This window comes from Pontibacter sp. H249 (genome assembly GCF_037892465.1).
GTDB lineage: Bacteria > Bacteroidota > Bacteroidia > Cytophagales > Hymenobacteraceae > Pontibacter.
In genome coordinates this window covers 201,572-223,996 of sequence record NZ_JBBKTR010000006.1, presented here as the reverse complement: position 1 = coordinate 223,996, position 22,425 = coordinate 201,572, and the positions used below count along the sequence as shown (strand labels likewise).

At 41.8% G+C, this 22,425-nt stretch carries 18 protein-coding genes and 1 tRNA gene; 16 read left to right on the top strand and 3 right to left on the bottom strand.

All coding sequences use genetic code 11. The features are described 5' to 3' along the window. The first annotated feature begins 248 nt into the window (after positions 1 to 248). Complete coding sequence (locus tag WG943_RS10355; protein WP_445323627.1) at positions 249 to 1,022, top strand: XRE family transcriptional regulator; 774 nt, start codon at positions 249 to 251, stop codon at positions 1,020 to 1,022. A 176-nt stretch (positions 1,023 to 1,198) separates the two neighbouring features. After that, positions 1,199 to 1,918, top strand: a complete 720-nt coding sequence (locus WG943_RS10350) for a pirin family protein (RefSeq protein WP_340408750.1) — start codon at positions 1,199 to 1,201, stop codon at positions 1,916 to 1,918. Positions 1,919 to 2,032: 114 nt separating this feature from the next. On the opposite strand, the gene WG943_RS10345 is transcribed toward WG943_RS10350, so the two are convergent. Beyond that, positions 2,033 to 2,106, bottom strand: a tRNA-Met gene (locus tag WG943_RS10345). A 135-nt stretch (positions 2,107 to 2,241) separates the two neighbouring features. Between WG943_RS10345 and WG943_RS10340 the strand changes: the two genes are divergently transcribed. The 8 genes from WG943_RS10340 to bshB1 all read left to right on the top strand — a co-directional run bounded on the left by WG943_RS10340 (position 2,242) and on the right by bshB1 (position 10,874). Beyond that, on the top strand, positions 2,242 to 2,646 hold the full coding sequence (locus tag WG943_RS10340) for an START-like domain-containing protein (protein ID WP_340408749.1): 405 nt from the start codon (positions 2,242 to 2,244) through the stop codon (positions 2,644 to 2,646). A 105-nt stretch (positions 2,647 to 2,751) separates the two neighbouring features. Next, a complete protein-coding gene (locus WG943_RS10335) occupies positions 2,752 to 4,170 on the top strand; it encodes an LptF/LptG family permease (protein ID WP_340408748.1) in 1,419 nt (472 codons plus the stop codon). A gap of 106 nt (positions 4,171 to 4,276) precedes the next feature. Continuing rightward, complete coding sequence (gene rpsO / locus WG943_RS10330) at positions 4,277 to 4,552, top strand: 30S ribosomal protein S15 (protein ID WP_340408746.1); 276 nt, start codon at positions 4,277 to 4,279, stop codon at positions 4,550 to 4,552. 134 nt (positions 4,553 to 4,686) lie between these two features. Further along, the gene (gene pnp, locus WG943_RS10325) at positions 4,687 to 6,825 is read left to right on the top strand and encodes a polyribonucleotide nucleotidyltransferase (protein ID WP_340408744.1); all 2,139 of its coding nucleotides are present in this window, start codon (positions 4,687 to 4,689) and stop codon (positions 6,823 to 6,825) included. Positions 6,826 to 7,017: 192 nt separating this feature from the next. Next, the gene (locus WG943_RS10320; protein WP_007656436.1) at positions 7,018 to 7,881 is read left to right on the top strand and encodes a sigma-70 family RNA polymerase sigma factor; all 864 of its coding nucleotides are present in this window, start codon (positions 7,018 to 7,020) and stop codon (positions 7,879 to 7,881) included. A gap of 144 nt (positions 7,882 to 8,025) precedes the next feature. After that, complete coding sequence (trxB, locus tag WG943_RS10315; RefSeq protein WP_340408741.1) at positions 8,026 to 8,964, top strand: thioredoxin-disulfide reductase; 939 nt, start codon at positions 8,026 to 8,028, stop codon at positions 8,962 to 8,964. A 129-nt stretch (positions 8,965 to 9,093) separates the two neighbouring features. Continuing rightward, positions 9,094 to 10,140: a M23 family metallopeptidase gene (locus WG943_RS10310; protein ID WP_340408740.1), complete on the top strand. Its 1,047-nt coding sequence runs from the start codon at positions 9,094 to 9,096 to the stop codon at positions 10,138 to 10,140. 14 nt (positions 10,141 to 10,154) lie between these two features. Beyond that, positions 10,155 to 10,874: a bacillithiol biosynthesis deacetylase BshB1 gene (gene bshB1, locus WG943_RS10305; protein ID WP_340408739.1), complete on the top strand. Its 720-nt coding sequence runs from the start codon at positions 10,155 to 10,157 to the stop codon at positions 10,872 to 10,874. Between the two features lie 98 nt (positions 10,875 to 10,972). On the opposite strand, the gene accC is transcribed toward bshB1, so the two are convergent. Beyond that, entirely contained in the window at positions 10,973 to 12,475 is a 1,503-nt protein-coding gene (gene accC / locus WG943_RS10300; protein WP_340408737.1) for an acetyl-CoA carboxylase biotin carboxylase subunit, read from the bottom strand. Positions 12,476 to 12,689: 214 nt separating this feature from the next. Here accC and WG943_RS10295 point away from each other — a divergent pair, with 214 nt between their 5' ends. Together WG943_RS10295 and WG943_RS10290 are read left to right on the top strand one after the other, a co-directional pair. Next, positions 12,690 to 13,928 (top strand): aminotransferase class I/II-fold pyridoxal phosphate-dependent enzyme, encoded by a 1,239-nt coding sequence (locus WG943_RS10295; RefSeq protein WP_340408735.1) that lies wholly within the window; start codon positions 12,690 to 12,692, stop codon positions 13,926 to 13,928. 106 nt (positions 13,929 to 14,034) lie between these two features. Continuing rightward, complete coding sequence (locus tag WG943_RS10290) at positions 14,035 to 14,226, top strand: histone H1 (RefSeq protein ID WP_340408734.1); 192 nt, start codon at positions 14,035 to 14,037, stop codon at positions 14,224 to 14,226. A gap of 78 nt (positions 14,227 to 14,304) precedes the next feature. Here the strand turns inward: WG943_RS10290 and tyrS are convergent, their stop codons facing one another. Then, the gene (gene tyrS / locus WG943_RS10285; RefSeq protein ID WP_340408733.1) at positions 14,305 to 15,609 is read right to left on the bottom strand and encodes a tyrosine--tRNA ligase; all 1,305 of its coding nucleotides are present in this window, start codon (positions 15,607 to 15,609) and stop codon (positions 14,305 to 14,307) included. A 139-nt stretch (positions 15,610 to 15,748) separates the two neighbouring features. Between tyrS and WG943_RS10280 the strand changes: the two genes are divergently transcribed. From WG943_RS10280 to WG943_RS10265, 4 genes are all read left to right on the top strand, one after another. Next, a complete protein-coding gene (locus tag WG943_RS10280) occupies positions 15,749 to 16,204 on the top strand; it encodes a GNAT family N-acetyltransferase (RefSeq protein WP_340408731.1) in 456 nt (151 codons plus the stop codon). 139 nt (positions 16,205 to 16,343) lie between these two features. Then, positions 16,344 to 17,390, top strand: a complete 1,047-nt coding sequence (holA, locus tag WG943_RS10275) for a DNA polymerase III subunit delta (protein WP_340408729.1) — start codon at positions 16,344 to 16,346, stop codon at positions 17,388 to 17,390. 239 nt (positions 17,391 to 17,629) lie between these two features. Further along, positions 17,630 to 20,698, top strand: a complete 3,069-nt coding sequence (locus tag WG943_RS10270; RefSeq protein WP_340408727.1) for a tetratricopeptide repeat protein — start codon at positions 17,630 to 17,632, stop codon at positions 20,696 to 20,698. Positions 20,699 to 20,742: 44 nt separating this feature from the next. Then, positions 20,743 to 22,425 carry a hypothetical protein gene (locus WG943_RS10265; RefSeq protein ID WP_340408726.1) on the top strand — a complete coding sequence of 561 codons (1,683 nt, stop codon included), beginning with the start codon at positions 20,743 to 20,745 and terminating at the stop codon, positions 22,423 to 22,425.

The following is a 22,425-nucleotide window of genomic DNA, read 5'->3' as shown; positions in this document are numbered from 1 at the left end:
ACACCTGCAATAGTATGTTTTGACATAAAAGTATAATATCTCTAAAGTTCTAAAGTAATATAGAAATTTAAATAAAATGTGATTATTACACTTGTAAATAAACTTTAGAAATTATATTTTTTTGATTAGTAAAATTATTTGCTAATTTATTTAGTAATTCATCTTTATAATATTTATCTTTACAAAAGAATTATAAATTCTATCTTTATTATCTATTAATTCGCTAACAGATTTGGCAGATCAGCAGTATGGTTACTTCAAATATTAGGCATTTGCGAAAGAGCGCTGGCTATACTCAAGCTCAGCTTGCCGATAAATTAGAGATAAAGCGTTCATTAGTTGGAGCTTATGAAGAGGGGAGAGCTGAGCCTAAACTTGCAACTCTAGTAAATATATCAAGGCTTTTTGATATAACGTTAGATGATCTTATTACCAAGGATTTGTCTAACCCTTCTGAGTCCATAGAGCCCGCTTCTGCTAAGGTTGGCGGTAGACTAAGGGTTTTAGCTATCACAGTAGATGAGCAGCAGCGCGAAAATATCGAGCTTGTGCCTTACAAGGCAAGTGCCGGTTATTTAAATGGCTATGCTGACTCAGAGTTCATTGAAGAACTGCCACGTTTTAAGCTACCGATGCTTGGCGCGGGTGGTACTTATCGTGCTTTTGAAATAAGCGGAGACTCGATGCTGCCTATTGCTTCAGGTGCTGTAATTGTTGGTCGTTTTGTGGAAGACTGGTCTAGTATAAAAGATGGATCGCCATGTATTGTAGTTAGCCAGAAAGAAGGTGTTGTATTTAAGCGCATCTACAACAAAATAAAAGATGCCTCTATGTTGCGTCTGCACTCTGATAACCCAGTATATTCACCTTATGAAATCGGTGTAGAAGATGTCATAGAAATATGGGAGGCAAAGTCTTATATTAGTTCATCTTTTCCGATTGCTGACCTATCTCTTGATAAATTGTCTTCTATTGTACTTGATTTACAGAAGGAGATGCAGAAACTAAAGAAGGTTGATTAATTAACATACTTGTACTATACACCAATAAATAAAGAGGTCCTGCCAATGCGGCAGGACCTCTTTATTTATTGGTGTATAGTACAACTAAGCGTGTTTAATTAACTAGCTAATTAGTTTATCCGTAGAGCATAGCGATAACTGTTGCTTTTGTTTGATGCGATAAACTATACGATAAAATGATAAAACTAATGACTGCTAATGAGCGCCATACTTCCAAAGTCGGAGACTGGCTTTCTTCTCATTACCTGCTTTCTTTTGCTGATTATTATGATCCTTCTAATATTCAGTTTGGACCGTTAAAAGTGTTCAACGATAATGTGATGCAGGGGAAGTCCTCGTTGCCAGAACACCCGCATGCAGAAATGGAGGTGGTAACGGTATTGCTGGATGGTGAGCTAACGCATTTTGATAGTCTTGGGAATGAGTTAAAGTTAAAAGCCGGAGATGTGCAGCGGATGTCATCTGGTACAGGCATTTCGCATTCGGCAAATAACGAAGGTGAGGCTTCTGCTCATTTTCTGCAACTGTGGTTCCTACCCAACAAAAAAGGTGTAGCACCTGCTTCCGAGCATATGCCTCTGGATTTCCTGGACAAGGATGACGCGCTTACTCCGCTTATTACAGGGCAGCGCGTGCTGGAGAATGTTCCGTACATGAACTCTAACTCTACTGTATACTACAGCAAACTGGGACAGGGCAAGGACATAGAGTTTAAAACCTTTAAAATAAGGAAAACCTTGGTTTATGTATTAGAAGGCAGGGTACTTATTAACAATGTAGAGGCAGATAAAGGTGACCAGGTGCGTATTGAAGACTCTGACTTTGTAAGTATACATGGAGTGGCAGGTGCTGAGCTTATACTTGTAGATGTGCCTGCACTTGAGGTGAACTACTAGACCAATAGCCGCTTTTAAACCAATAGCACTTTTGTCTAAAGGCGTTATGTTGTTGATTTAAAATAGCCTGTAAATAAAAAAGCCTGCCGGTTTTCACCAGCAGGCTTTTATTTGTAGCGGGGAGCAGAATCGAACTGCCGACCTCAGGGTTATGAATCCTGCGCTCTAACCATCTGAGCTACCCCGCCGAATTGTGGTGCAAATATAGGGGGTTAGAGTTCAAATATGCAAGCAAAGTCTCAAAAAAAAATATTTTGTTTTCTTAATATATAAAGAATCAAAAATTAATACTATAATTACTCAGACACTTACACTACCTGTTTATGACGAGAGCTACAAAAACAAAGTTTGTACGAGAGTATCCGATTAATGCTTCGGCTAAACTTTTATACCCTTATCTGAGTTCGGCCAGTGGTTTGGCGCAATGGTTCTGCGACGACGTAATCGTTGATGAAGATAAAGTATACAACTTTAAATGGGATGGACGTAGCCACTATGCTGAAATGACGGGCCACCGTACAAATAAATCTGTCCGTTTCCTTTTCCTTGGTGACAAAAAGGAGCACATGGTAGATGGTTCCTATATAGATTTCTCAATAGAATCCAGTGAGCTTACTCAAGAGCAGTTCTTAAAAATAGTAGATTACTCTGATGAAGAGGATGTTGAAGAACTTGAGGAGCTTTGGGATAATCTGTTTCAGAATCTAAAGGAAATTGTAGGAGGGTAGTGCCTATACAACTCTATCTGCTTATCTTTGCACGTTTTTTGAAAGCCATTTGTTTGTTTTAAGCAATGTGGTGTTCAAACGTTATATTGCCCATTAACGGCTCACATGAAAAAACTAGATAAGCTAATAATACGCTCATTTGTTGGGCCTTTCTTGCTAACGTTTGCAATAGTGGAGTTTATACTTTTAACCCAGTATATGCTCAAGTACTTAGACGAATTAGTAGGGAAGGACTTAGGTGCAGATATATTCGGGGAGCTTTTGTTCTACTTTAGCCTTAACATGGCTCCTGTAGCTCTTCCGCTTGCTGTGCTGCTCTCTGCTTTAATGACCTTTGGTACTATGGGAGAGCACCATGAACTGACAGCCATTAAAACTTCAGGTATAAACCTTACACGTATACTTCTTCCTGTATTTTTACTTGTTTCGGGGTTAACTGTTGGTGCATTCTTCTTCAATAACGTGATTGTGCCAAAGGCCAATCTGAAAGCTTATAGTTTGCTTTGGGATATAAGGCAGAAAAAACCAGCCATGAACTTTAAGGAAGGTGCCTTTTACAATGGTTTGCCGGGGCTTAGCATAAAGATAAACGAGAAGGTAAATGATGATGGTGCCATGAAGGACATCATGATTTACGATCACTCTAAGGGTGGCTCCAACTCTAGGGTTATACTTGCCGACTCTGGCAGAATGTATACTGATTTTAATGATGCTTATCTTGTAATGGAGCTTTATGATGGCAATACTTATGTAGATGAGCAGTCAGGTGGATTTAAAAACTCTAATGAGCAGTTTGTGCGACAGGAGTTTGATGAGAGCAAAATCATCGTGAGCCTTGCATCGTTTGATCTGGACAGGACGCGTGAGGAGCTCTTTTCAGATAATAAAATGATGAAGGACATAAATCAGCTGGAAGTTGTAACAGACTCGTTGCGCAAGTATGCAAATCGTGAGCAGCAACTGTATGCGCCTAACGTAGATCCGTTTTTTATGTACTTTAAAGCAGATTCTGGTGTTGTAAAAAATGGTTTGAGCCTTAAAGATACGCTTGTAGAAAAAGAACTGCCTGAAGTAAGTACTAATACTGTTGCAATGGCAACAAATAAGGCAAGAAACATTAAAGCTTTTACTGGTAGTTATGTAGAGCGTATTAATACGACACTGCGAGATGCCAATAATTACGAAATCGAGATCTGGCGCAAGTATACGCAGTCAGCAGCCATACTTATTATGTTCTTGATTGGCGCGCCTTTGGGTGCTATCATCAAAAAAGGCGGTTTGGGTGTGCCGGTTATTATTTCCATAATATTTTTCATATCCATGTATGTGATGGCCATACTTGGAGAAAAGTGGGCTAGAGAAGGCCTCATACCTGTAGGTGTAGGTATGTGGGGTGCTAACATTATACTTTTGCCAATCGGATTGTTCTTTTTGTACCAGGCCCGGAACGATTCCAGTCTGCTAGAAGTTGATTTCTGGCGTAAGCTTATGACGCGCCTACGCCGAAACAAACTCGATGTATAAAAGAAGTATAGGGGAACTATTTTTTATTTAGATATATTTATTATCTTTGCGCCTTATACAGCAATCTTACGAACGAAAAAACACAGATTGATATTTATTATACGCAATGAAATTAACTACTGAAGCGAAACAAGAAATTTTTGAAAAGCACGGCCTGGCAAAGTCTAAGACTGACACAGGTTCTCCAGAAGCTCAGATTGCGCTGTTCACTACGCGCATTGCTGATCTTACAGAGCACCTTAAAGTTCACAGAAAAGACTTCTCTACTCGTTTAGGCCTGTTGAAGCTGGTAGGTAAAAGAAGAAGACTTCTTAACTACCTTCAGAAGAACGACATTGAAAGATACAGAGCAATTATTGCTGAGCTTGGTATCAGAAAATAAAGCTTTCAAGTTAGGGAATTCACAATGGGGATTCCCTAATCTTTTTCTAAGTACCCTCTCTTTCCTCCTTTTTGCCAGTACCCGACAGTGGCCGCAAAGGGCAGCCCTGTTTTTAGATGTAAAAATAATTGAAGATGTCTTACAAAGCGATTAACAAAACCATTCTTCTTCCTGATGGCAGGGAGATAACAATTGAAACTGGTAAACTAGCCAAACAAGCCGACGGATCTGTAGTAGTTAAAATGGGTAACACCATGCTGCTAGCTGCGGTTGTTTCGAATAAAGATGCCCGTGAGGGAGTTGACTTCTTGCCTCTTTCTGTAGACTATCAGGAAAAGTTTGCATCTTCAGGTAAAATACCTGGAGGCTTCCTGAAAAGAGAAGCAAGATTATCTGATTATGAAGTATTAGTGTCTCGCTTAGTTGACCGCGTATTGCGCCCGCTTTTCCCGGACGATTACCATGCTGAGACCCAAATGACTATACACCTGATCTCTGCTGATACGGAGATCATGCCAGATGCGCTTGCAGCACTTGCTGCTTCAGCTGCATTGGCAGTTTCTGACATACCTTTCAACGGGCCAATCTCTGAAGTTCGCGTAGCTCGTATCGATGGACAACTGATTATCAACCCAACTGTTACAGACCTGCAAAGAGCTGATATCGACCTGATGGTAGGTGCGTCTATTGATAGCGTTGTGATGGTAGAGGGCGAAATGAATGAGGTTTCTGAGGCAGAGATGCTGGAAGCAATTCAGTTTGCACACGATGCCATTAAAGTGCATTGCCAGGCACAGATCGAGTTAACTGAATTAGTAGGCAAGACTGTGAAGCGTGAGTACTCACATGAAACTCATAATGAAGAACTGCGCCAGAAAGTATACGAAGCTACTTATGCAAAAGCTTATGAAGTTGCTAAAAGAGGCAGCGACGTTAAATCTGATCGCAAAGAAGGCTTTGCTTCTGTTTTAGAAGAGTTTGTGGCGTCACTTGGTGAAGACCATGAGTATGACATGACGCTGATCAAAACATACTTCCACGATGTAGAGAAAGAAGCTGTGCGCAACATGATTCTGAACGATAGAATGCGTTTGGATGGCCGTGCATTAGATCAAATTCGTCCAATCTGGTCTGAGGTTAACTACTTGCCAGCTACGCATGGATCTGCGGTGTTTACACGTGGCGAAACACAATCTTTAACAACTGTAACTCTTGGAACTAAACTCGACGAGCAATTGATCGACAGTGCCATGATTTCAGGTACAAATAAATTCTTATTACACTATAACTTCCCTGCTTTCTCTACTGGTGAGGTAAGACCAAATAGAGGGCCAGGCCGTCGTGAGATTGGGCATGGTAACTTGGCCTTACGTGCTCTGAAGAAAGTACTTCCTTCAGAGTCTGAGAACCCATATACAATACGTATCGTTTCTGATATTCTGGAATCTAACGGTTCTTCTTCTATGGCTACTGTTTGTGCCGGCTCTCTGGCACTTATGGATGCAGGTGTACCTGTTAAAGGTGCTGTATCTGGTATCGCTATGGGTTTAATTACCGACGAGAAATCAGGTAAGTTCGCTGTTCTTTCTGATATTTTAGGTGATGAAGATCACTTAGGCGATATGGACTTTAAAGTTGCTGGTACTAGAAATGGTATCACAGCTTGCCAAATGGACATTAAGGTGCACGGATTATCTTACGACGTGCTTAGCCAGGCACTTGCTCAGGCTAACGCAGGCCGTCTGCACATCCTCAACGAGATGTCTAAAACTATTTCTGAGCCTAATGCAGATTACAAACCACATACACCACGTTCTTACAACATAGTTATCGATAAAGAATTTATTGGTGCTGTTATCGGACCAGGTGGTAAAGTAATCCAGCAGATCCAGAAAGATACTGGTGCTACGATAATTATCGAAGAGAAAAACGAGAAAGGCCATGTTAACATCTTTGCTAATAACCAGGATGCCATGGACAGTGCGGTTTCTAAGATTAAAGCAATTGTAGCCCAGCCTGAGATCGGGGAAGTATACATCGGAAAGGTTAAATCAATTCAGCCTTACGGAGCCTTCGTAGAGTTTATGTCAGGTAAAGACGGCTTACTTCATATCTCTGAAATTAAGCACGAGCGCCTTGAAACAATGGACGGTGTACTTGAGATAGGAGAGGAAGTTAAAGTTAAACTTATCGATGTCGATAAGAAGACTGGTAAATTCAAGCTTTCTCGTAAGGCTATACTACCTAAACCAGAGGCTTCTCAGCAACAATAAATTTTAGTTTAAACTCTTGGTGTCTTACCTTTTGTGGTAATAAGGCGCCAAGAGTTTTTTTCTTTTTTACTGTGCAAATAAAAACGTCTTGATTTTATTTAGAAGATGTAAGAACTTTGCGCGGTTTTTTGATGTTAAGTCACCGAGCCAAATACCAAATTTTAACATTTTTTGCAATAACAATATACTCTGATGAGACAACTCAAGATAAGCAAACAGATAACCAACCGTGAAAGCCAATCGCTGGACAAATACCTGCAGGAGATTGGTAAAGTAGATTTGCTTACTCCGGACGAAGAGGTGTCTTTGGCACAGAGAATTAAAGAAGGAGATCAGTTTGCGCTTGAGAAGTTAACAAAAGCCAACTTGCGTTTCGTAGTATCGGTGGCTAAGCAGTATCAAAACCAAGGCCTTTCTTTAGGTGACCTTATCAATGAAGGTAACCTGGGCCTGATTAAAGCAGCCAAACGCTTCGATGAAACACGTGGTTTTAAGTTTATTTCTTATGCCGTATGGTGGATTCGCCAATCAATTTTACAGGCTTTGGCAGAGCAGTCGCGTATAGTACGACTTCCGCTTAACCGTGTTGGATCACTAAACAAAATCTCTAAATCATTCTCAGAGCTTGAACAGAAGTTTGAGCGTGAGCCATCGCCTGAAGAAATTGCCGAAGTACTAGAATTAACTACTGCCGAGGTAGTTGACACTCTTAAAATATCAGGTCGCCATGTATCTGTGGATGCACCGTTTGTGCAAGGTGAGGAAAACCGCCTGCTAGACGTACTAGAAAATGAAGATGAAGAGTCTCCAGACACTGGTTTGATGAACGATTCGCTTCGTAAAGAGGTACAGCGTGCGCTTTCGACACTTACCAAAAGAGAGGCTGATGTAATTACGTTATACTTTGGCCTTAACGGAGAGCATTCGTTAACACTAGAGGAAATAGGAGAGAAGTTTAATCTAACACGTGAGCGTGTTCGCCAGATCAAAGAAAAAGCGATAAGAAGACTTCGTCATACATCCAGAAGTAAAGCGCTTAAGCCATACTTAGGTTAATAACATTGCACATAAAAAAAGCCCTGTCAGGAATGGCAGGGCTTTTTTTATGTGGCAAGCAGTACAATTTTGCAAGCTCAAATGAAGGCATAGGCTAGAAATTTTGTATACTTGCAACCAAAATTCTTCAGCACTTAAATAAAAATGGAAATAGAAAAAGTAAAATGCCTGATCATTGGTTCTGGTCCTGCTGGTTATACAGCTGCAATATATGCTTCTAGAGCTGGGCTTAGTCCAGTTCTATATCAAGGTTTGCAACCAGGTGGTCAGTTAACTATAACTAATGATGTAGAGAATTATCCTGGTTATCCTGAGGGTGTTATGGGCCCTGAGATGATGGAAGACTTCAGGAAACAGGCAGAACGATTTGGCACAGATGTACGGTATGGTATTGCTACAGCTGTTGATTTTTCGTCGCAGCCTCACAAAGTAACTATCGATGATCAGAAGGTAATTGAAGCGCATACTGTTATTATTTCTACTGGTGCATCTGCCAAATGGCTTGGGTTGGACTCTGAGTCTAGGTTGAATGGTAGCGGTGTTTCTGCTTGTGCCGTATGTGACGGTTTCTTTTATAGAGGACAGGATGTGGCTATTGTGGGTGCTGGTGATACAGCTGCTGAAGAGGCCACTTACCTTGCCAATCTTTGCACGAAAGTATATATGATTGTACGCCGCGATGAAATGCGTGCCTCTACTATTATGCAGGAGCGCGTGAAAAAGACCAAAAACATAGAAATTTTATGGAATTCAGTTACAGATGAAATTTTAGGTGATCAAACCGTTGAGGGAGTTCGCGTGAAAAATGTGGTATCTGGTGAAATGCGTGAAATACCTGTTAAAGGCTTCTTTGTTGCTATTGGTCATAAACCGAACTCCGATATATTTAAAGAATTCCTTAACCTGGATGAAAACGGTTATATCCGAACAATTCCTGGGACATCGAAAACAAATATTGATGGCGTTTTTGCATGTGGCGACGTGCAGGATTTTACATACCGACAGGCTGTAACTGCAGCAGGCACAGGTTGTATGGCTGCTCTTGATGCAGAACGTTACTTAGCTGCCAACGATTTGCACTAAATTCTAAATGAGTAGCTCCTGTAATTGCACTATAATTTATAGCTCGGTGTCTGGAGCATTACAATAAAATAGCTTTACTAAAGTTTATCATGCGAAAGCAATAAATAGCGGTAAGCTAAAATGAAAGGTATGTCAAAATTACGATTACCCTTATTTCTGGTATTTTTCTTATGCTGCTTTGTAGGCAACTTTTCTGAAGCAGTTGCGCAGGGTAAGGTTAAAGACCTGTTTAAGACAAAGTCTCCTAAAATACAGTATGTCAGGCCAGATACGGCTATACTTATTAAGTATGACGAATTCCCTGATGAAAACTCTGACGCTGATCAATCTATCTTCTTCAACCCAAAGAAAGAGCTGTCCATTGTTAGTGAAGACACTTCAGAGTTAGACCTTGGAGAGCAGCATATCGTTGAAATGTCTGAAGAAGTCTTGGTAGACTCTACATGGATCAGAATTGCAGGTTATTACGCCATTTGGGACACACGTAATATCAACCCTTATCGTATGGATGGCCGTCAGCTGAAGGATACTGTTGATATTAAGCTTTATGACCCTCGCAGTAACCGGAATTACAAAATGCCTTTGGTAGAAACACCTGTAACTAGTCATTTTGGCGCCAGAAGCGGGCGTTGGCACTATGGCACTGACATTGATCTTAATACTGGAGACTCTATTTTCGCAGCATTTGATGGTGTAATCAGAATAAATAAGTGGGATGGCGGTGGCTATGGTAATTACATTGTTGTGCGCCATTATAACGGGTTGGAGACGCTGTACGGACATATGAGCAGAACCATAGCACAAACAGGGCAATTTGTTAAAGCCGGGGACTTAATAGGATTAGGAGGAAGTACAGGACGTAGCTCAGGTCCTCACTTGCATTACGAAGTTCGGTATCAGGGTAACCCAATTGACCCAGAGAACATGTATGATTTTCCTGATTACCTCATAAAAGGAGATAACCTTGTCATTACTTCAGCTTTATTCAACTATTATAATCGGTCAAAAAGTAGTTCTAGCGCAGGCCGCAGAACATCATACCACACAGTTAGAAGCGGCGACACATTATCTGGTATCGGTAAAAGATATGGCGTATCTGCATCACAAATTGCTAGGCTAAATGGAATCAGTACCCGTACTACTTTAAGAGTTGGACGTAAGCTCCGAATCAGATAACTATACTGTAACCTATGAAATTAGATATACTTGCCTTTGCCTCACACCCGGATGATATTGAACTTGGCTGCTCAGGTACATTGATAGCACATGTAGCAGATGGGAAAAAAGTAGGTATTGTAGATTTAACCCAAGGTGAGTTGGGTACACGCGGAACTCCGGAAACGAGAATAGAGGAGGCTGAAGCCGCTAGCAAGATAATGGGTTTAGCCGCTCGTGAAAATCTTGGATTTGCAGATGGTTTCTTTCAAAATGATAAAGAGCATCAACTTAAGGTTATAGAGAAGATACGCAAGTATAAACCAGAACTTGTTATCATGAATGCGGTTTATGATCGGCATCCTGATCATAAGAGAGGGGCTGACTTGGTTTCTGAATCATGCTTTAAGTCTGGGCTGAAGATGATCAAAACACAAGATGAGAAAGGAGAAGATCAGGAAGCTTGGAGACCTAAAGCTGTTTACCACTACATTCAAGATCGCTTTATTTCTCCGGATGTTGTAGTTGATGTAACTGCACATTGGGGTAAAAAGATGGAGACTATTCGTGCTTTTAAGTCGCAGTTTTACAATCCCGACGATTCATCTCCGAATACCTACATTTCTTCTCCGGAGTTTTTGGAGTTTATAGAAGCAAGAGCTAAAGAAATGGGCCACTCAATTGGTGTAACCTACGGAGAAGGTTTTACAAAAGAACGTAACATAGGTGTCAAAAGCTTTTTCGATCTTATTTAAGTATAGCTGCTTTGCCTTTAAAGTATAAGCAAGTATAAAAAGAGAGGGTGCCAGTTTATGGCACCCTCTCTTTTTATACTTGCTCTGGGACTGTACTTTTACTTTGTTCTGTTTTTTCTCCAGTTAGATGCGTTTTGTCCGTTGCTTGTAGTAGCATTGTTTGTTGTTCTGCCCTTGCTATCATTTAAAAGCATGGCTGTTAACGCAACACCGATTTCTTCTGCTGCAGAATCAAGTTGTAGGTTAAGTACATCCGGTGTGTAATAACGCTCAATAAATTTAGTATCGAAGTTGCCGCTTACAAATGCTTCGTGCTGCAACACATACTTACCAAATGGGAGTGTAGTCTCAATACCAGTTATCTGGTACTCATCAATCGCACGCAGCATTTTATCGATGGCTTCCTGACGATCTTTACCGAACGTTACAAGTTTTGCAATCATCGGGTCGTAATAAATCGGAATATCCATACCTTGCTCAAAACCATCATCTACTCGCACGCCTAAGCCTTGCGGACGCTTATAAGTTTCTAATCTTCCGATATCTGGTAAGAAGTTATTCGTCGGATCTTCAGCATAAACGCGTAGTTCTAAAGAGTGTCCGTATATTTCTAAGTCTTCCTGTGCGAAACTAAGTGGGTTGTCCTCTGCAATCAAGATCTGCTCTTTTACCAAGTCTAGGCCTGTTATTTGTTCCGTTACGGGGTGCTCTACCTGCAAGCGTGTATTCATTTCCAGGAAGTAAAAGTTCAGATTCTCATCTACCAGAAACTCTACAGTACCAGCTCCTACATAGTCGCAGGCTTTTGCTACGTTTACAGCGCAACGTCCCATTTCTGCACGCAGTTCAGGTGTAAGTACAGCCGAAGGGGCTTCTTCAATTACTTTCTGGTGACGACGCTGAATAGAGCACTCACGCTCGAATAGGTGTATAATATTACCATGTGTATCACCAAGCACCTGTATCTCGATGTGACGCGGCGAACCGATATACTTTTCAATGAAAACGGAGCCATCACCGAAGGCAGATGTTGCTTCGCTAACAGCCAATTGCATCTGTTCTTCGAACTGCTCAACACTGTCTACTACACGCATGCCTTTACCGCCGCCACCTGCACTTGCCTTAATAAGTATAGGAAAACCAACTTGTTTGGCAATCTGTTTTGCCTCTTCTACATCTGTAATGGCATCCTCTGTGCCAGGTACCATGGGTATGTTATACTTGGCTACTGCTGCTTTGGCGGCTAGTTTGCTGCCCATTAACTCAATAGCTTCCGGCGACGGACCGATAAATATCAATCCAGCTTCTTTTACTTTTTTGGCAAAGCCTGCATTTTCTGACAAGAAACCGTAGCCCGGATGAATAGCGTCAACATCTAACTGCTTGCAAACTTCAACAATAACATCGCCGCGCAAGTATGATTCGCTTGATTTAGGACCGCCCACGCAAACCGCTTCATCTGCAAACCTAACATGCAGCGCATTACGATCAGCCTCACTGTATACAGCCACAGTTTTGATTCCCATTTCTTTAGCTGTGCGCATTACACGCAAGGCTATTTCACCACGGTTGGCTACCAGTATCTTATTTATTTTTTTCATGCAGTTGCTTTTTTATTTCAGTCTTCAAAGAAAGCGGTTTAAGGCCAAAGTTAAAAGTTGTATGTATAAAAAGGTGTTTCGGATATAGTATATATACATTGTATATGATGATGTAAAAGCCTAAATTTGCGAAACTTGTAGCTATACTTCATGCAATGGGTAAAGCATGCAATTTATAACGTGAAATTATTCTGATAACCAAATTATTACACAAGTGGATTTATTTGAAAAGTTGTTGACCAACAGAGGTCCATTAGGAAGCCACTCTCATTACGCGCATGGCTATTTTACATTTCCAAAGCTAGAGGGGGAGATTGCGCCGCGCATGAAATTTAGGGGTAAAGAAGTGCTTACCTGGAGCTTAAACAACTATTTAGGTCTTGCTAACCACCCAGAGGTACGTAAGGCAGATGCTGAGGCTGCTGCAGAGTGGGGTATGGCTTACCCAATGGGTGCTCGAATTATGTCAGGTAACTCTAACCTGCACGAGCAACTGGAGTCTGAGCTTGCTGAGTTTGTTCAGAAGCCTGATGCTTTACTTCTTAACTTCGGTTATCAGGGTGTGGTATCCATTATTGATGCGCTGGTAGACAGACACGATGTTATCGTTTATGACGCGGAGTCCCATGCCTGTATAATTGATGGTGTGCGTCTGCACCAGGGCAAGCGTTTTGTTTACGGCCACAATGATATGGAAAGCCTGGAGAAGCAGCTGGAGCGTGCAACACGTTGGGCTGAGAATACTGGCGGTGCCATACTTGTTATTACAGAAGGCGTATTCGGAATGTCTGGTAAACTGGGTAGCCTGGATAAAGTAGTTGCGCTAAAAGAGAAATTCAACTTCCGTTTGTTAGTTGATGATGCCCACGGCTTTGGTACAATGGGTAAAACTGGTGCCGGTACTGGCGAGCACTTAGGTTGCCAGGATGGTATTGACGTATACTTCTCAACTTTTGCCAAGTCTATGGCTAGCATCGGTGCCTTTGTGGCATCTAACGAGCAGGTAGTAGAGTATCTACGCTATAACATGCGTTCACAAATTTTCGCTAAGTCGTTGCCAATGCCACTTGTTGTTGGTGCGCTTAAGCGTTTAGAGTTGCTGCGCACCAAGCCAGAGCTGAAAGAACAGCTTTGGACGGTGGTAAACGCACTGCAGTCTGGCCTGCGCGAGAAAGGCTTTAACATTGGTGGCACAGAGTCTCCGGTTACGCCTGTATTCCTAAACGGTCAGATTCCGGATGCTACTCAGTTGACACTGGACCTGCGCGAAAACTACAACATTTTCTGCTCTATCGTAGTGTATCCAGTTGTACCTAAAGACGTGATCATGCTGCGCCTGATTCCTACGGCTGTACATACTTTAGCTGATGTGGAAGAGACCATCAATGCATTCGAGAAAATTGCACAAAAATTGGACAAAGGCTTGTATGCAAGTCCTGCTGTTACCGCCTAACGGGCTTAAAAGGCATATATTAAAAATTGCTAATTTTTGCTTGTTTGTAACAAATGTGTATATTAGAGCAGTAAAAACAATTGTTTCACTATAACAAATAGCTCTAATGAACAACAACTTTAGCAAACTGAGAGACCTTGTAATGTCGTTGGAATCTGATTTCGAAAAATTCTACGATAAAGGTAACGCTGCTGCAGGTACTCGTGTACGTAAAGGCATGCAGGATCTTAAAAACATGGCTCAGGACATCCGTAAGGAAGTTCAGGACATGAAAAACAGCACTGCTGATCAAAAATAGTAATCAGACAGACTAAATTAAATAAAAAAGGTGACCTGAAAAGGCCACCTTTTTTATTTGTAAGCTATTGATCTGCAATTACTTAACTATAATTAAATAGTAGTTTTTCTTCCCTTTCTGCACTACCAGGTGCTTATCCTGCAATAATTCAAAGTTTACAGCATCTTCTGGTCCGGCAATCTTCTGGCGGTTTATACTTACACCACCGTTTTTGATCATGCGCTTCGCTTCACCTTTCGAGTCGAAGATCTGGCCGCTTGTAATTTCAGAAAGCAGGTCGGTTACAGTACCCGCACTTTCGTAACTTTCCTTGGGTATCTCTATCTGAGGCACGCCTTCGAACACAGACAGTAAAACATCCTCCTTAAGGCCCTTTAAGGTGTTTAAATCGCCTTTCCCAAATAAAATTTCTGAGGCTTCTACAGCAGAATTATAATCCTCTTCGGAATGTACACGAATTGTAACATCTTTAGCCAAGGCTTTCTGTAGAACGCGCAGGTGAGGGGCTAGTTTGTGCTCTTCTGTCAATCGTGCAATTTCATCTTCCGGAAGCAAAGTATACACATTAATCAGTTTTTCCGCCTCCTCATCTGACAGGTTTAGCCAGAACTGGTAAAACTTGTAAGGAGAGGTAAAGTTCGGGTCGAGCCATACATTGCCGCCTTCCGATTTGCCAAACTTAGTGCCGTCTGATTTTGTAACCAGTTTGCCTACTAAAGCAAAAGCCTTACCACCATCCATGCGGCGAATCAACTCTGTGCCTGTGGTAATATTACCCCACTGGTCAGACGCACCCATTTGCAGCTTTGCGTTTTTGTTTTTGAAAAGGTGGTAGAAGTCGTATCCCTGTATCAGCTGGTAAGCAAATTCAGTATAAGATAGGCCTTCTGCACGGTCACCTTCCTCGTCTGCACTAATGCGCTTCTTCACGGAGTCTTTGCTCATCATGTAGTTTACAGTAATGTGCTTGCCCACTTCACGTAAAAAGCCCAGGAAGCTGAAGTCCTTGAACCAATCGTAATTATTCACGATCTCTGCAGAATTTGCGCCGCAATTAAAATCCAAGAACTTCTCTAATTGTTTTTTTATACCTTCCTGGTTCTCACGTAGTGTTGTTTCATCTAACAGGTTACGCTCAGCTGATTTACCTGACGGGTCGCCAATCATACCTGTTGCACCACCAACCAAAGCTACAGGTTTATGGCCTGCACGCTGAAGATGTACGAGTAACATGATAGTAGCCAGGTTACCGATGTGCAAAGATTTAGCCGTTGGGTCAAAGCCAATGTAGCCTGTTGTCATTTCAGCGGCAAGTTGTTCCTCTGTGCCCGGCATGAAATCGTGGAGCATGCCTCTCCATCTCAATTCGTCAATAAGATTCATTTACACCAGTTTGTCTGTTCAAGGCAAATATAAAAAAGAGTTAGCAGTTTATTGGAGTGCATTTGTAAATCAACAGTATACTTACACCAGATATGCAAGAGGATGTACAAGCTATACTTTTTATTTATACTTTATTATCATGGCACTATACTTAAGAGCAGCAACTGTAGAGGATTTAAAGGCTGTTAAAGCGATTGACGAAGCTTTATTCGGAGAAGACACTTATCCGTTGTTTGCATTAAGGCAAATGCTGGATATTACAGAGGGTTTGTTTAAAGTTGCTTTGCTTGATGATAAGGTGGTTGGCTATGCGATTGGGCATTATAATTCAGAAGCGAAGCAGGCTTGGTTATTATCGCTGGGTGTATTACTAGCTTATAGGGGACAGGGTATAGGAGAGAAGCTTACTCATACTTTACTTGCAGAAGTTGAGGCCAAAGGAGCTAATACCAGCTACTTAACAGTGCATCCGGATAATAAGCAAGGCATTAACATTTACAAAAAGCTAGGTTTTGTAGAGCATCATAGTGTTTCAGATTATTATGGCGATGGCATCCCTAGACTAATTATGGTGAAAGCATCTGGTAAAGTATGATTTATAACTGTGGCATTACACTTAAAAGATCAGCTAATACTTAGACTCGGGCTTTTATTTTCCTGCTGATGCCTTAAATTTGTAGGAGAGGAGCTGACAGGCTCTGATTCTTTTAAGCTACTATACATTATCCTCCATCATGTCGCAGACACCCGAAGGCATTTTAGAAAAACTTAAGCAAAGGCAGTTTGCCCCTGTATTCTTTTTACAGGGCGAAGAGTCTTTCTATATCGATACCATTGCCGAGTATATAGAAAAACACGCTCTACAGGAACACGAAAAAGGTTTTAACCAAGTGGTATTGTATGGTAAGGATGTAGATGTATCAACGGTACTACTTCAGGCAAAGCGTTATCCGATGATGTCAGAGAGATCGGTAGTGATAGTAAAGGAGGCGCAAAGCATTCAGGATATTGAAAAGGAGGAGGGAATGAAGCAGTTGGAGGCTTACCTTCAAAATCCCTTGCCTTCTACTATACTGGTATTCTGCTACAAGCATAAAACAATGGATGGTCGCAAAGGCCTGGCAAAGGCCGTAAGCAAGCATGCAGTGCTGCTTACTACCAAAAAGCTCTACGACAACCAGGTGCCTGCCTGGGTTACCAGTTACCTTAAACAGAAAAGTATAAAAGCCACGCCACAGGCTGTACAGTTACTCAGCGAATATATTGGGTCGGACCTTTCGCGTTTAGCCAACGAAATAGATAAGCTCTTGATCAACCTGCGTCCTGGCGCTACTATAGACGAAAGTGTAGTACAAGAGAATGTGGGTATCAGCAAAGAGTATAACATCTTTGAGCTACAGGCAGCCCTTATCACACGCGATGCGCTTAAGGCTAACCGTATAATTCATTATTTTGAATCAAACCCAAAAAATAACCCGCTAATCCCGAACCTGTCAATGCTTTTTAATTTTTTTACCAAACTGCTGACGCTGCACACACAAGCCGATAAATCAGAAGCAGGCTTGAAGAAGAGCTTAGGCAATCAGGCCTGGAAAGTAAAGGATTACATGAATGCCATGCGTGCCTACCCGGCTCCTCGCTGTGTAGATATTATTCATTTTATCAGAGTTGCTGATCTCCAAGTGAAAGGTATAACGGGCGGCGATATGTCTGACGCAGATATTTTACGCGAGCTGGTTTTTAAAATTCTTCATCCAGTACCGAGGGCGCTTGCATCGTAATTGTTAAAGTTTTTGCGGCACACAATATTTAGAGCTCTTATACTTTATATTAGTGTTATGCGATACTTGTGTGCTAACTACTTTTATAAGAAAAGCGTTAAAGGCAGCTTCTGCTACTAATTTTTTAGTAACTTTGAGATTAGTGTATACTGCTTTAGAAGCTTACTTTTAACTGTAGTAAACGCTTTTTTATACTTTAACGAACAAATCTGGTTATCCCGATGGGTAATAAAAAACATATGAAATTAGCTTACAAAGTTGCACTTGCTTCGGTACTTGCCGGCGGCTCTCATGTGGTAGTGGCGCAGCACACGCAGGCTTTTACTTCTGGTGAAAATTATTATCACGAAGGGGTGGAGCTTTTTGACCGCGCAAAGTATGGTGCCGCTCAGGAAGCCTTCAGGAAGTATATCAACCTGATTGGTGACAACGCTAAAACTGCGGATGCACAATACTATTACGCGCTAAGCGGTTTATACCTGCTGCACCCCGACGCAGAGCAGCTTATCCTGAACTTTGCAAAGACTTTTCCGACGCACCCTAAAACTGCCTTGGCTAATTACGAGCTAGGTTTATACTACTTTGAACAGAAAAACTACAAGCGTGCAGCCGAACTGCTACAACTGGCCCCGACGCACCTGCTAAGTATAAAGCAAAACAAAGAGCTGGAATTTAAACTAGGCTACTCATACTTTGCCACCAAGGATTTTGATAACGCCAAAATTTGGTTTGATAAAAATAAAACTACCGGCTTTAGAGAAGATGAGCACCGATTTGCCTATGCCTCCAGTTATTATGCTGGTTATATTTCATATCGAAAAGGCGATTACGCAGCAGCTAAAGCTGATCTGAAGGTAGCTGAGAAAAACGAGGCTTACGCTAATATTGTACCTTACATGATCACGGAGATTCTTTACAAGGAGAATGACGTGTATGAGGTAATACGTTATGGTGAGGCAGCTCTGGCAAAAAAGCCGCCAGTGCAGCAAGCCGATGAAATTGCACTGTTGGTTGGTGATGCCTATTATCAGAAAGCTGACTACAAGACTGCTGATAAGTACTTTGATCAGTTTGCTGAAGGCAAGAAAACAATGGACCCTGTGGTGCAGTATAAGATTGCTTTTACAGACTATAAGAACAATAACTTTAAGGAGGCAATTACTAACTTTAAAGCTGTTGCCCTTAAAAAGGATGCTTTAGGCCAAAATGCTGCCTATTACCTTGGCCTCAGTTACTTAAAGGAAAACAACAAGCAATTTGCCTTAACTGCCTTTGATCAAGCCAGAAAGAGCGATTTGGATAAGGACGTTACAGAGGCTGCTACATTAAAGTATGCGCAGGTAAACTACGAACTGGGTAACTTTAGGGAAGTGATTAACTCACTGGCAGATTTCAACAAGAATTACCCTAATTCCAGTCAGGCTGAGGAAGCGGATAAATTGCTGAGTGAGTCATACTTTGGCTCTAACAACTATGCAGATGCGATTCGCCATATAGAGAGTCTGGAGAAGAAAAGCTGGCGTATACTTCAGACCTATCAGCGTGTAACGTATTACCATGCTGTAAACCTGTTTAACGATGCAAAATTTCCGGCGGCAGTTGCTATGCTGGACAAGTCGTTACAGTACCCTTATGATAAAGACGTAACAGCAGCCAGCCACTTTGTGAAAGGTGAGGCTTACTCCATTGGGCAGCGTTACCAAGATGCCATCAATAGCTACGGCGCTGTTTTCCGTACTACGCAGAATGCTAAGGAGGATTATTACACTAAATCTCGTTATGGCATTGGATACGCTTACTATAACACCAAGCAGTATGATAAGGCCCTCACGCATTTTAAGGCTTACTTAGATGCTGTTAAGCCAAGTAACCCGAATTACAACGATGCTACACTTCGTCTGGCAGATACTTATTATGTAAGTAAAAATTACAATGAGGCCTTAAAACTGTATGAGCGTGTGCTTTCTTCCAGCTCTCCTGATCGTGATTATGCACTATTCCAAAAAGGTGTAATTAACAGTATAACTGGCCGTAACGACAGAGCAGCTGAAGCTTTACAGGAAGTAATTTCTAAGTTTCCTCAGTCGCGTTACGCTGAAGCAGCTCAGTACCAGCGCACCCTGATCGACTTTGAAGGTGGAAACTACCAGGCTGCAGTGAAAGGCTTTACAACGCTTATTAACAATATGCCTAATAGCAGGCTTGTACCAAACGCTTTGCAGAAACGTGGTATAGCTTACGCTAACTTAGGCCAGAACAACCAAGCCATTGCCGACCAGCAGCGTGTACTTAACGAATTCCCGGACTCTAAGGTAGCTAGCGGTGCTCTATATAGCTTACAAGAAGTATTAGGTGCCGAGAACCGTACAAATGAATTCGACACATACCTTGATAAGTATAAGTCAGCTAACCCTGAAAGCGATGCGCTGGAAAGTGTTGAGTTTAACTCTGCCAAAAATTTATACTTTGCTCAGAACTATGAGCAGGCTCTACCAAAGTTTGAGAAGTTTATAGTACAGTATCCAAAAAGTTCATTTGTTCCTGATGCCCGCTACTTCCTGGCCGATTCTTACCTGCGCACCAACCGTATGCAGGAAGGCTTGCAGCGCATGAAAGAGGTAATCACAGAAAACAGGTCAGAGTACCTGAACCGTGGTATACAGCGTGTAGCAGACTTGGAATTTGAAGCGAAAAACTACCCAGAAGCTATTAAATATTATAGCCGTCTGCGCGACCTTGCCTCTAACCGTAAAGAGCAGCAGACTGCTTTAACAGGTTTAATGAAGAGCTACTTCGTTACTAATGATTATGCAGGTACGAAGCGTGTAGCCAATGAGTTGATTAGCCAGGGAAATGCTTCTCTTAACGCTTATAATACAGCACTGCTTTACAGAGGTAAGGCTACATATGCGCAAGGCAGCCTGGATCAGGCACTGAAGGAGTTGAGTGAGACCGCCAAAGAAGCTTCTGATGTGAATGGTGCTGAGGCACACTACTTGGTGTCGGAGATACTATTTAAGCAGAAGAAGTATAAGGAGTCGCTGGATAAGTCTTTTGAGTTCAATAACAGGTTTTCTAACTATGATTACTGGTTAGGCAAGACTTTCCTTTTGATCGCTGACAACTATGCTGCACAGAATGAGATGTTCCAGGCAACCTCAACGCTTAACTCTATCATTACAAATGCCCCGAACCCAGAAATTGTAGAAGAAGCGAAGCAGAAGCTGGCCAAGCTGGAAGGCAAAAGCACACCGGAAAATCAGCAGCAACAGCAGGTTCCTGCTAATGATACAACAGGGCAGCAGTAACAGAAGATCATCCTTTTCAGATCATCAAGAACAGAATCATCACCATGAAAAATAAATTAAGATTAGCCTCTCTTGCAGTTGTTCTGAGTGTGGGGTTTAGTTATATGAACCAGGCGCAAGCGCAGGGTTGGGGAGAAGGTGCCAAGCTGGAAGATGCAGAGGTTGTAGTTGAAAAGAACCGTGTAATCGAGCTGCCGCAGGCTGCCCGTAACTTTGAGAAATTCAGAATACCTGCACCGGAATCCGGTGACCGTAATGTCTATTACCGCTACTCTGATTACCGCTTGCCATCTCAGGATATAAACTTGCAGATGCGCGTGCTGACCATAAAGCAGGATGAGCTTACAAAGCTGTACGGCAACTATATTAAAGCTGGGCTTGGTAATTATGGTAGTTTATACCTGAAAGGGTATTTCCATAATAAGCGCAGCAAAGAATCTGACTATGGTGCTGAAATCAGCCACATCAGTTCTGCCCGTGGCCCTGTAGACAAAGGTAACTCAGCTGTATCTAACAGTGCGATTGGAGTACATGGCGAACGCTACCTGAAAGGGCTTACTTTGGGAGGCCGGTTAAACTATGGCCGTGACAAATACCATTTCTATGGTTACACACCAAACCAAGAGACTGCCATCGATAAGGATAATATTCAGCAGGTATTCAACAGAGTAGGTGCAGAAGGCACATTGCATAACCAGACGTCTGGTGCCCCATTCCTTTACAATGCCAACCTAAAGGCTACTTACCTGAACGACCATTACAATATGTCGGAGGTTAATGTGGCTGCAGGACTTAGAACAGAGTATGGTATCGATGATGTTTCTGCCTTTAAAGTAGATGCTGATGTATCGTTCCTGACGCACAAGGATAAATTGAGCGTTACACGAAATTTTGTGAAGGTGCACCCGTCGTATCAACGCCAGTTTAATGCTGTAAAATTAACCTTAGGTGCTAATATAGCTTACACTGGGGATACCATTAACGATGCACGTAAATTCAATGTGTATCCGATGGCCAGAGTTGCTATTGAACCTATCAAGGATAACTTGCAGATTTACGCAGGTTTAGGTGGCGATTTGCAAAGAGTTACTTTATATGGCTTAACGCAGGAGAACCCTTGGCTGGCCCCTAATGTACAAGTAGCCGATATCAATAAAGGCTTAGAAGTTTATGGTGGTTTTCAGGCAAATATTGCCAATTACGTGCACCTTACAGGTCGTGTAGCTTACCAGAACTTCAGAAATCTATACTTCTACAATAACTCCGTAAGCGATTCTACCAAATTTGATCTAGTTTATGACGACGGCGTAACAAATGTTTTAAATTTTTATGTAGAAGGTTCATTTAATTATTCAGACGAGCTTCGCATAGGATTAAAGGCTGATTATAACCAGTATAACACAGATAACCTGGAGCAACCGTTTCACCGTCCGGAGCTGATGAGCAGCGTATATGCCACCTACAACTTCTACGATAAGATTCTGTTTAATTCAGAACTTTATTATATTGGTAGTTCATTTGGCCGTATTGCCAGACCAGACGGTACATCAGTACTCCGCGAAACAGATACGATCGTGGACCTGAACCTGAAGGCAGATTACAAATTCACAAACAACTTTACAGTGTTTGTGATGGCCAATAACATCTTCGGACAGAAGTACGAAAGGTTCGTTAATTACCCGAGTAAAAGTATAAATCTATTAGGTGGAATTACCTATTCATTCTAA

Excerpts from the sequence above, each read along its gene's own strand:
- WG943_RS10355 (WP_445323627.1), top strand. The coding sequence starts at position 249 with ATGGTTACTTCAAATATTAGGCATTTGCGAAAGAGCGCTGGCTATACT.
- WG943_RS10350 (WP_340408750.1), top strand. The coding sequence starts at position 1,199 with ATGATAAAACTAATGACTGCTAATGAGCGCCATACTTCCAAAGTCGGA.
- WG943_RS10340 (WP_340408749.1), top strand. The coding sequence starts at position 2,242 with ATGACGAGAGCTACAAAAACAAAGTTTGTACGAGAGTATCCGATTAAT.
- WG943_RS10335 (WP_340408748.1), top strand. The coding sequence starts at position 2,752 with ATGAAAAAACTAGATAAGCTAATAATACGCTCATTTGTTGGGCCTTTC.
- rpsO (WP_340408746.1), top strand. The coding sequence starts at position 4,277 with ATGAAATTAACTACTGAAGCGAAACAAGAAATTTTTGAAAAGCACGGC.
- pnp (WP_340408744.1), top strand. The coding sequence starts at position 4,687 with ATGTCTTACAAAGCGATTAACAAAACCATTCTTCTTCCTGATGGCAGG.
- WG943_RS10320 (WP_007656436.1), top strand. The coding sequence starts at position 7,018 with ATGAGACAACTCAAGATAAGCAAACAGATAACCAACCGTGAAAGCCAA.
- trxB (WP_340408741.1), top strand. The coding sequence starts at position 8,026 with ATGGAAATAGAAAAAGTAAAATGCCTGATCATTGGTTCTGGTCCTGCT.
- WG943_RS10310 (WP_340408740.1), top strand. The coding sequence starts at position 9,094 with ATGTCAAAATTACGATTACCCTTATTTCTGGTATTTTTCTTATGCTGC.
- bshB1 (WP_340408739.1), top strand. The coding sequence starts at position 10,155 with ATGAAATTAGATATACTTGCCTTTGCCTCACACCCGGATGATATTGAA.
- accC (WP_340408737.1), bottom strand. The coding sequence starts at position 12,475 with ATGAAAAAAATAAATAAGATACTGGTAGCCAACCGTGGTGAAATAGCC.
- WG943_RS10290 (WP_340408734.1), top strand. The coding sequence starts at position 14,035 with ATGAACAACAACTTTAGCAAACTGAGAGACCTTGTAATGTCGTTGGAA.
- tyrS (WP_340408733.1), bottom strand. The coding sequence starts at position 15,609 with ATGAATCTTATTGACGAATTGAGATGGAGAGGCATGCTCCACGATTTC.
- WG943_RS10280 (WP_340408731.1), top strand. The coding sequence starts at position 15,749 with ATGGCACTATACTTAAGAGCAGCAACTGTAGAGGATTTAAAGGCTGTT.
- holA (WP_340408729.1), top strand. The coding sequence starts at position 16,344 with ATGTCGCAGACACCCGAAGGCATTTTAGAAAAACTTAAGCAAAGGCAG.
- WG943_RS10270 (WP_340408727.1), top strand. The coding sequence starts at position 17,630 with ATGAAATTAGCTTACAAAGTTGCACTTGCTTCGGTACTTGCCGGCGGC.
- WG943_RS10265 (WP_340408726.1), top strand. The coding sequence starts at position 20,743 with ATGAAAAATAAATTAAGATTAGCCTCTCTTGCAGTTGTTCTGAGTGTG.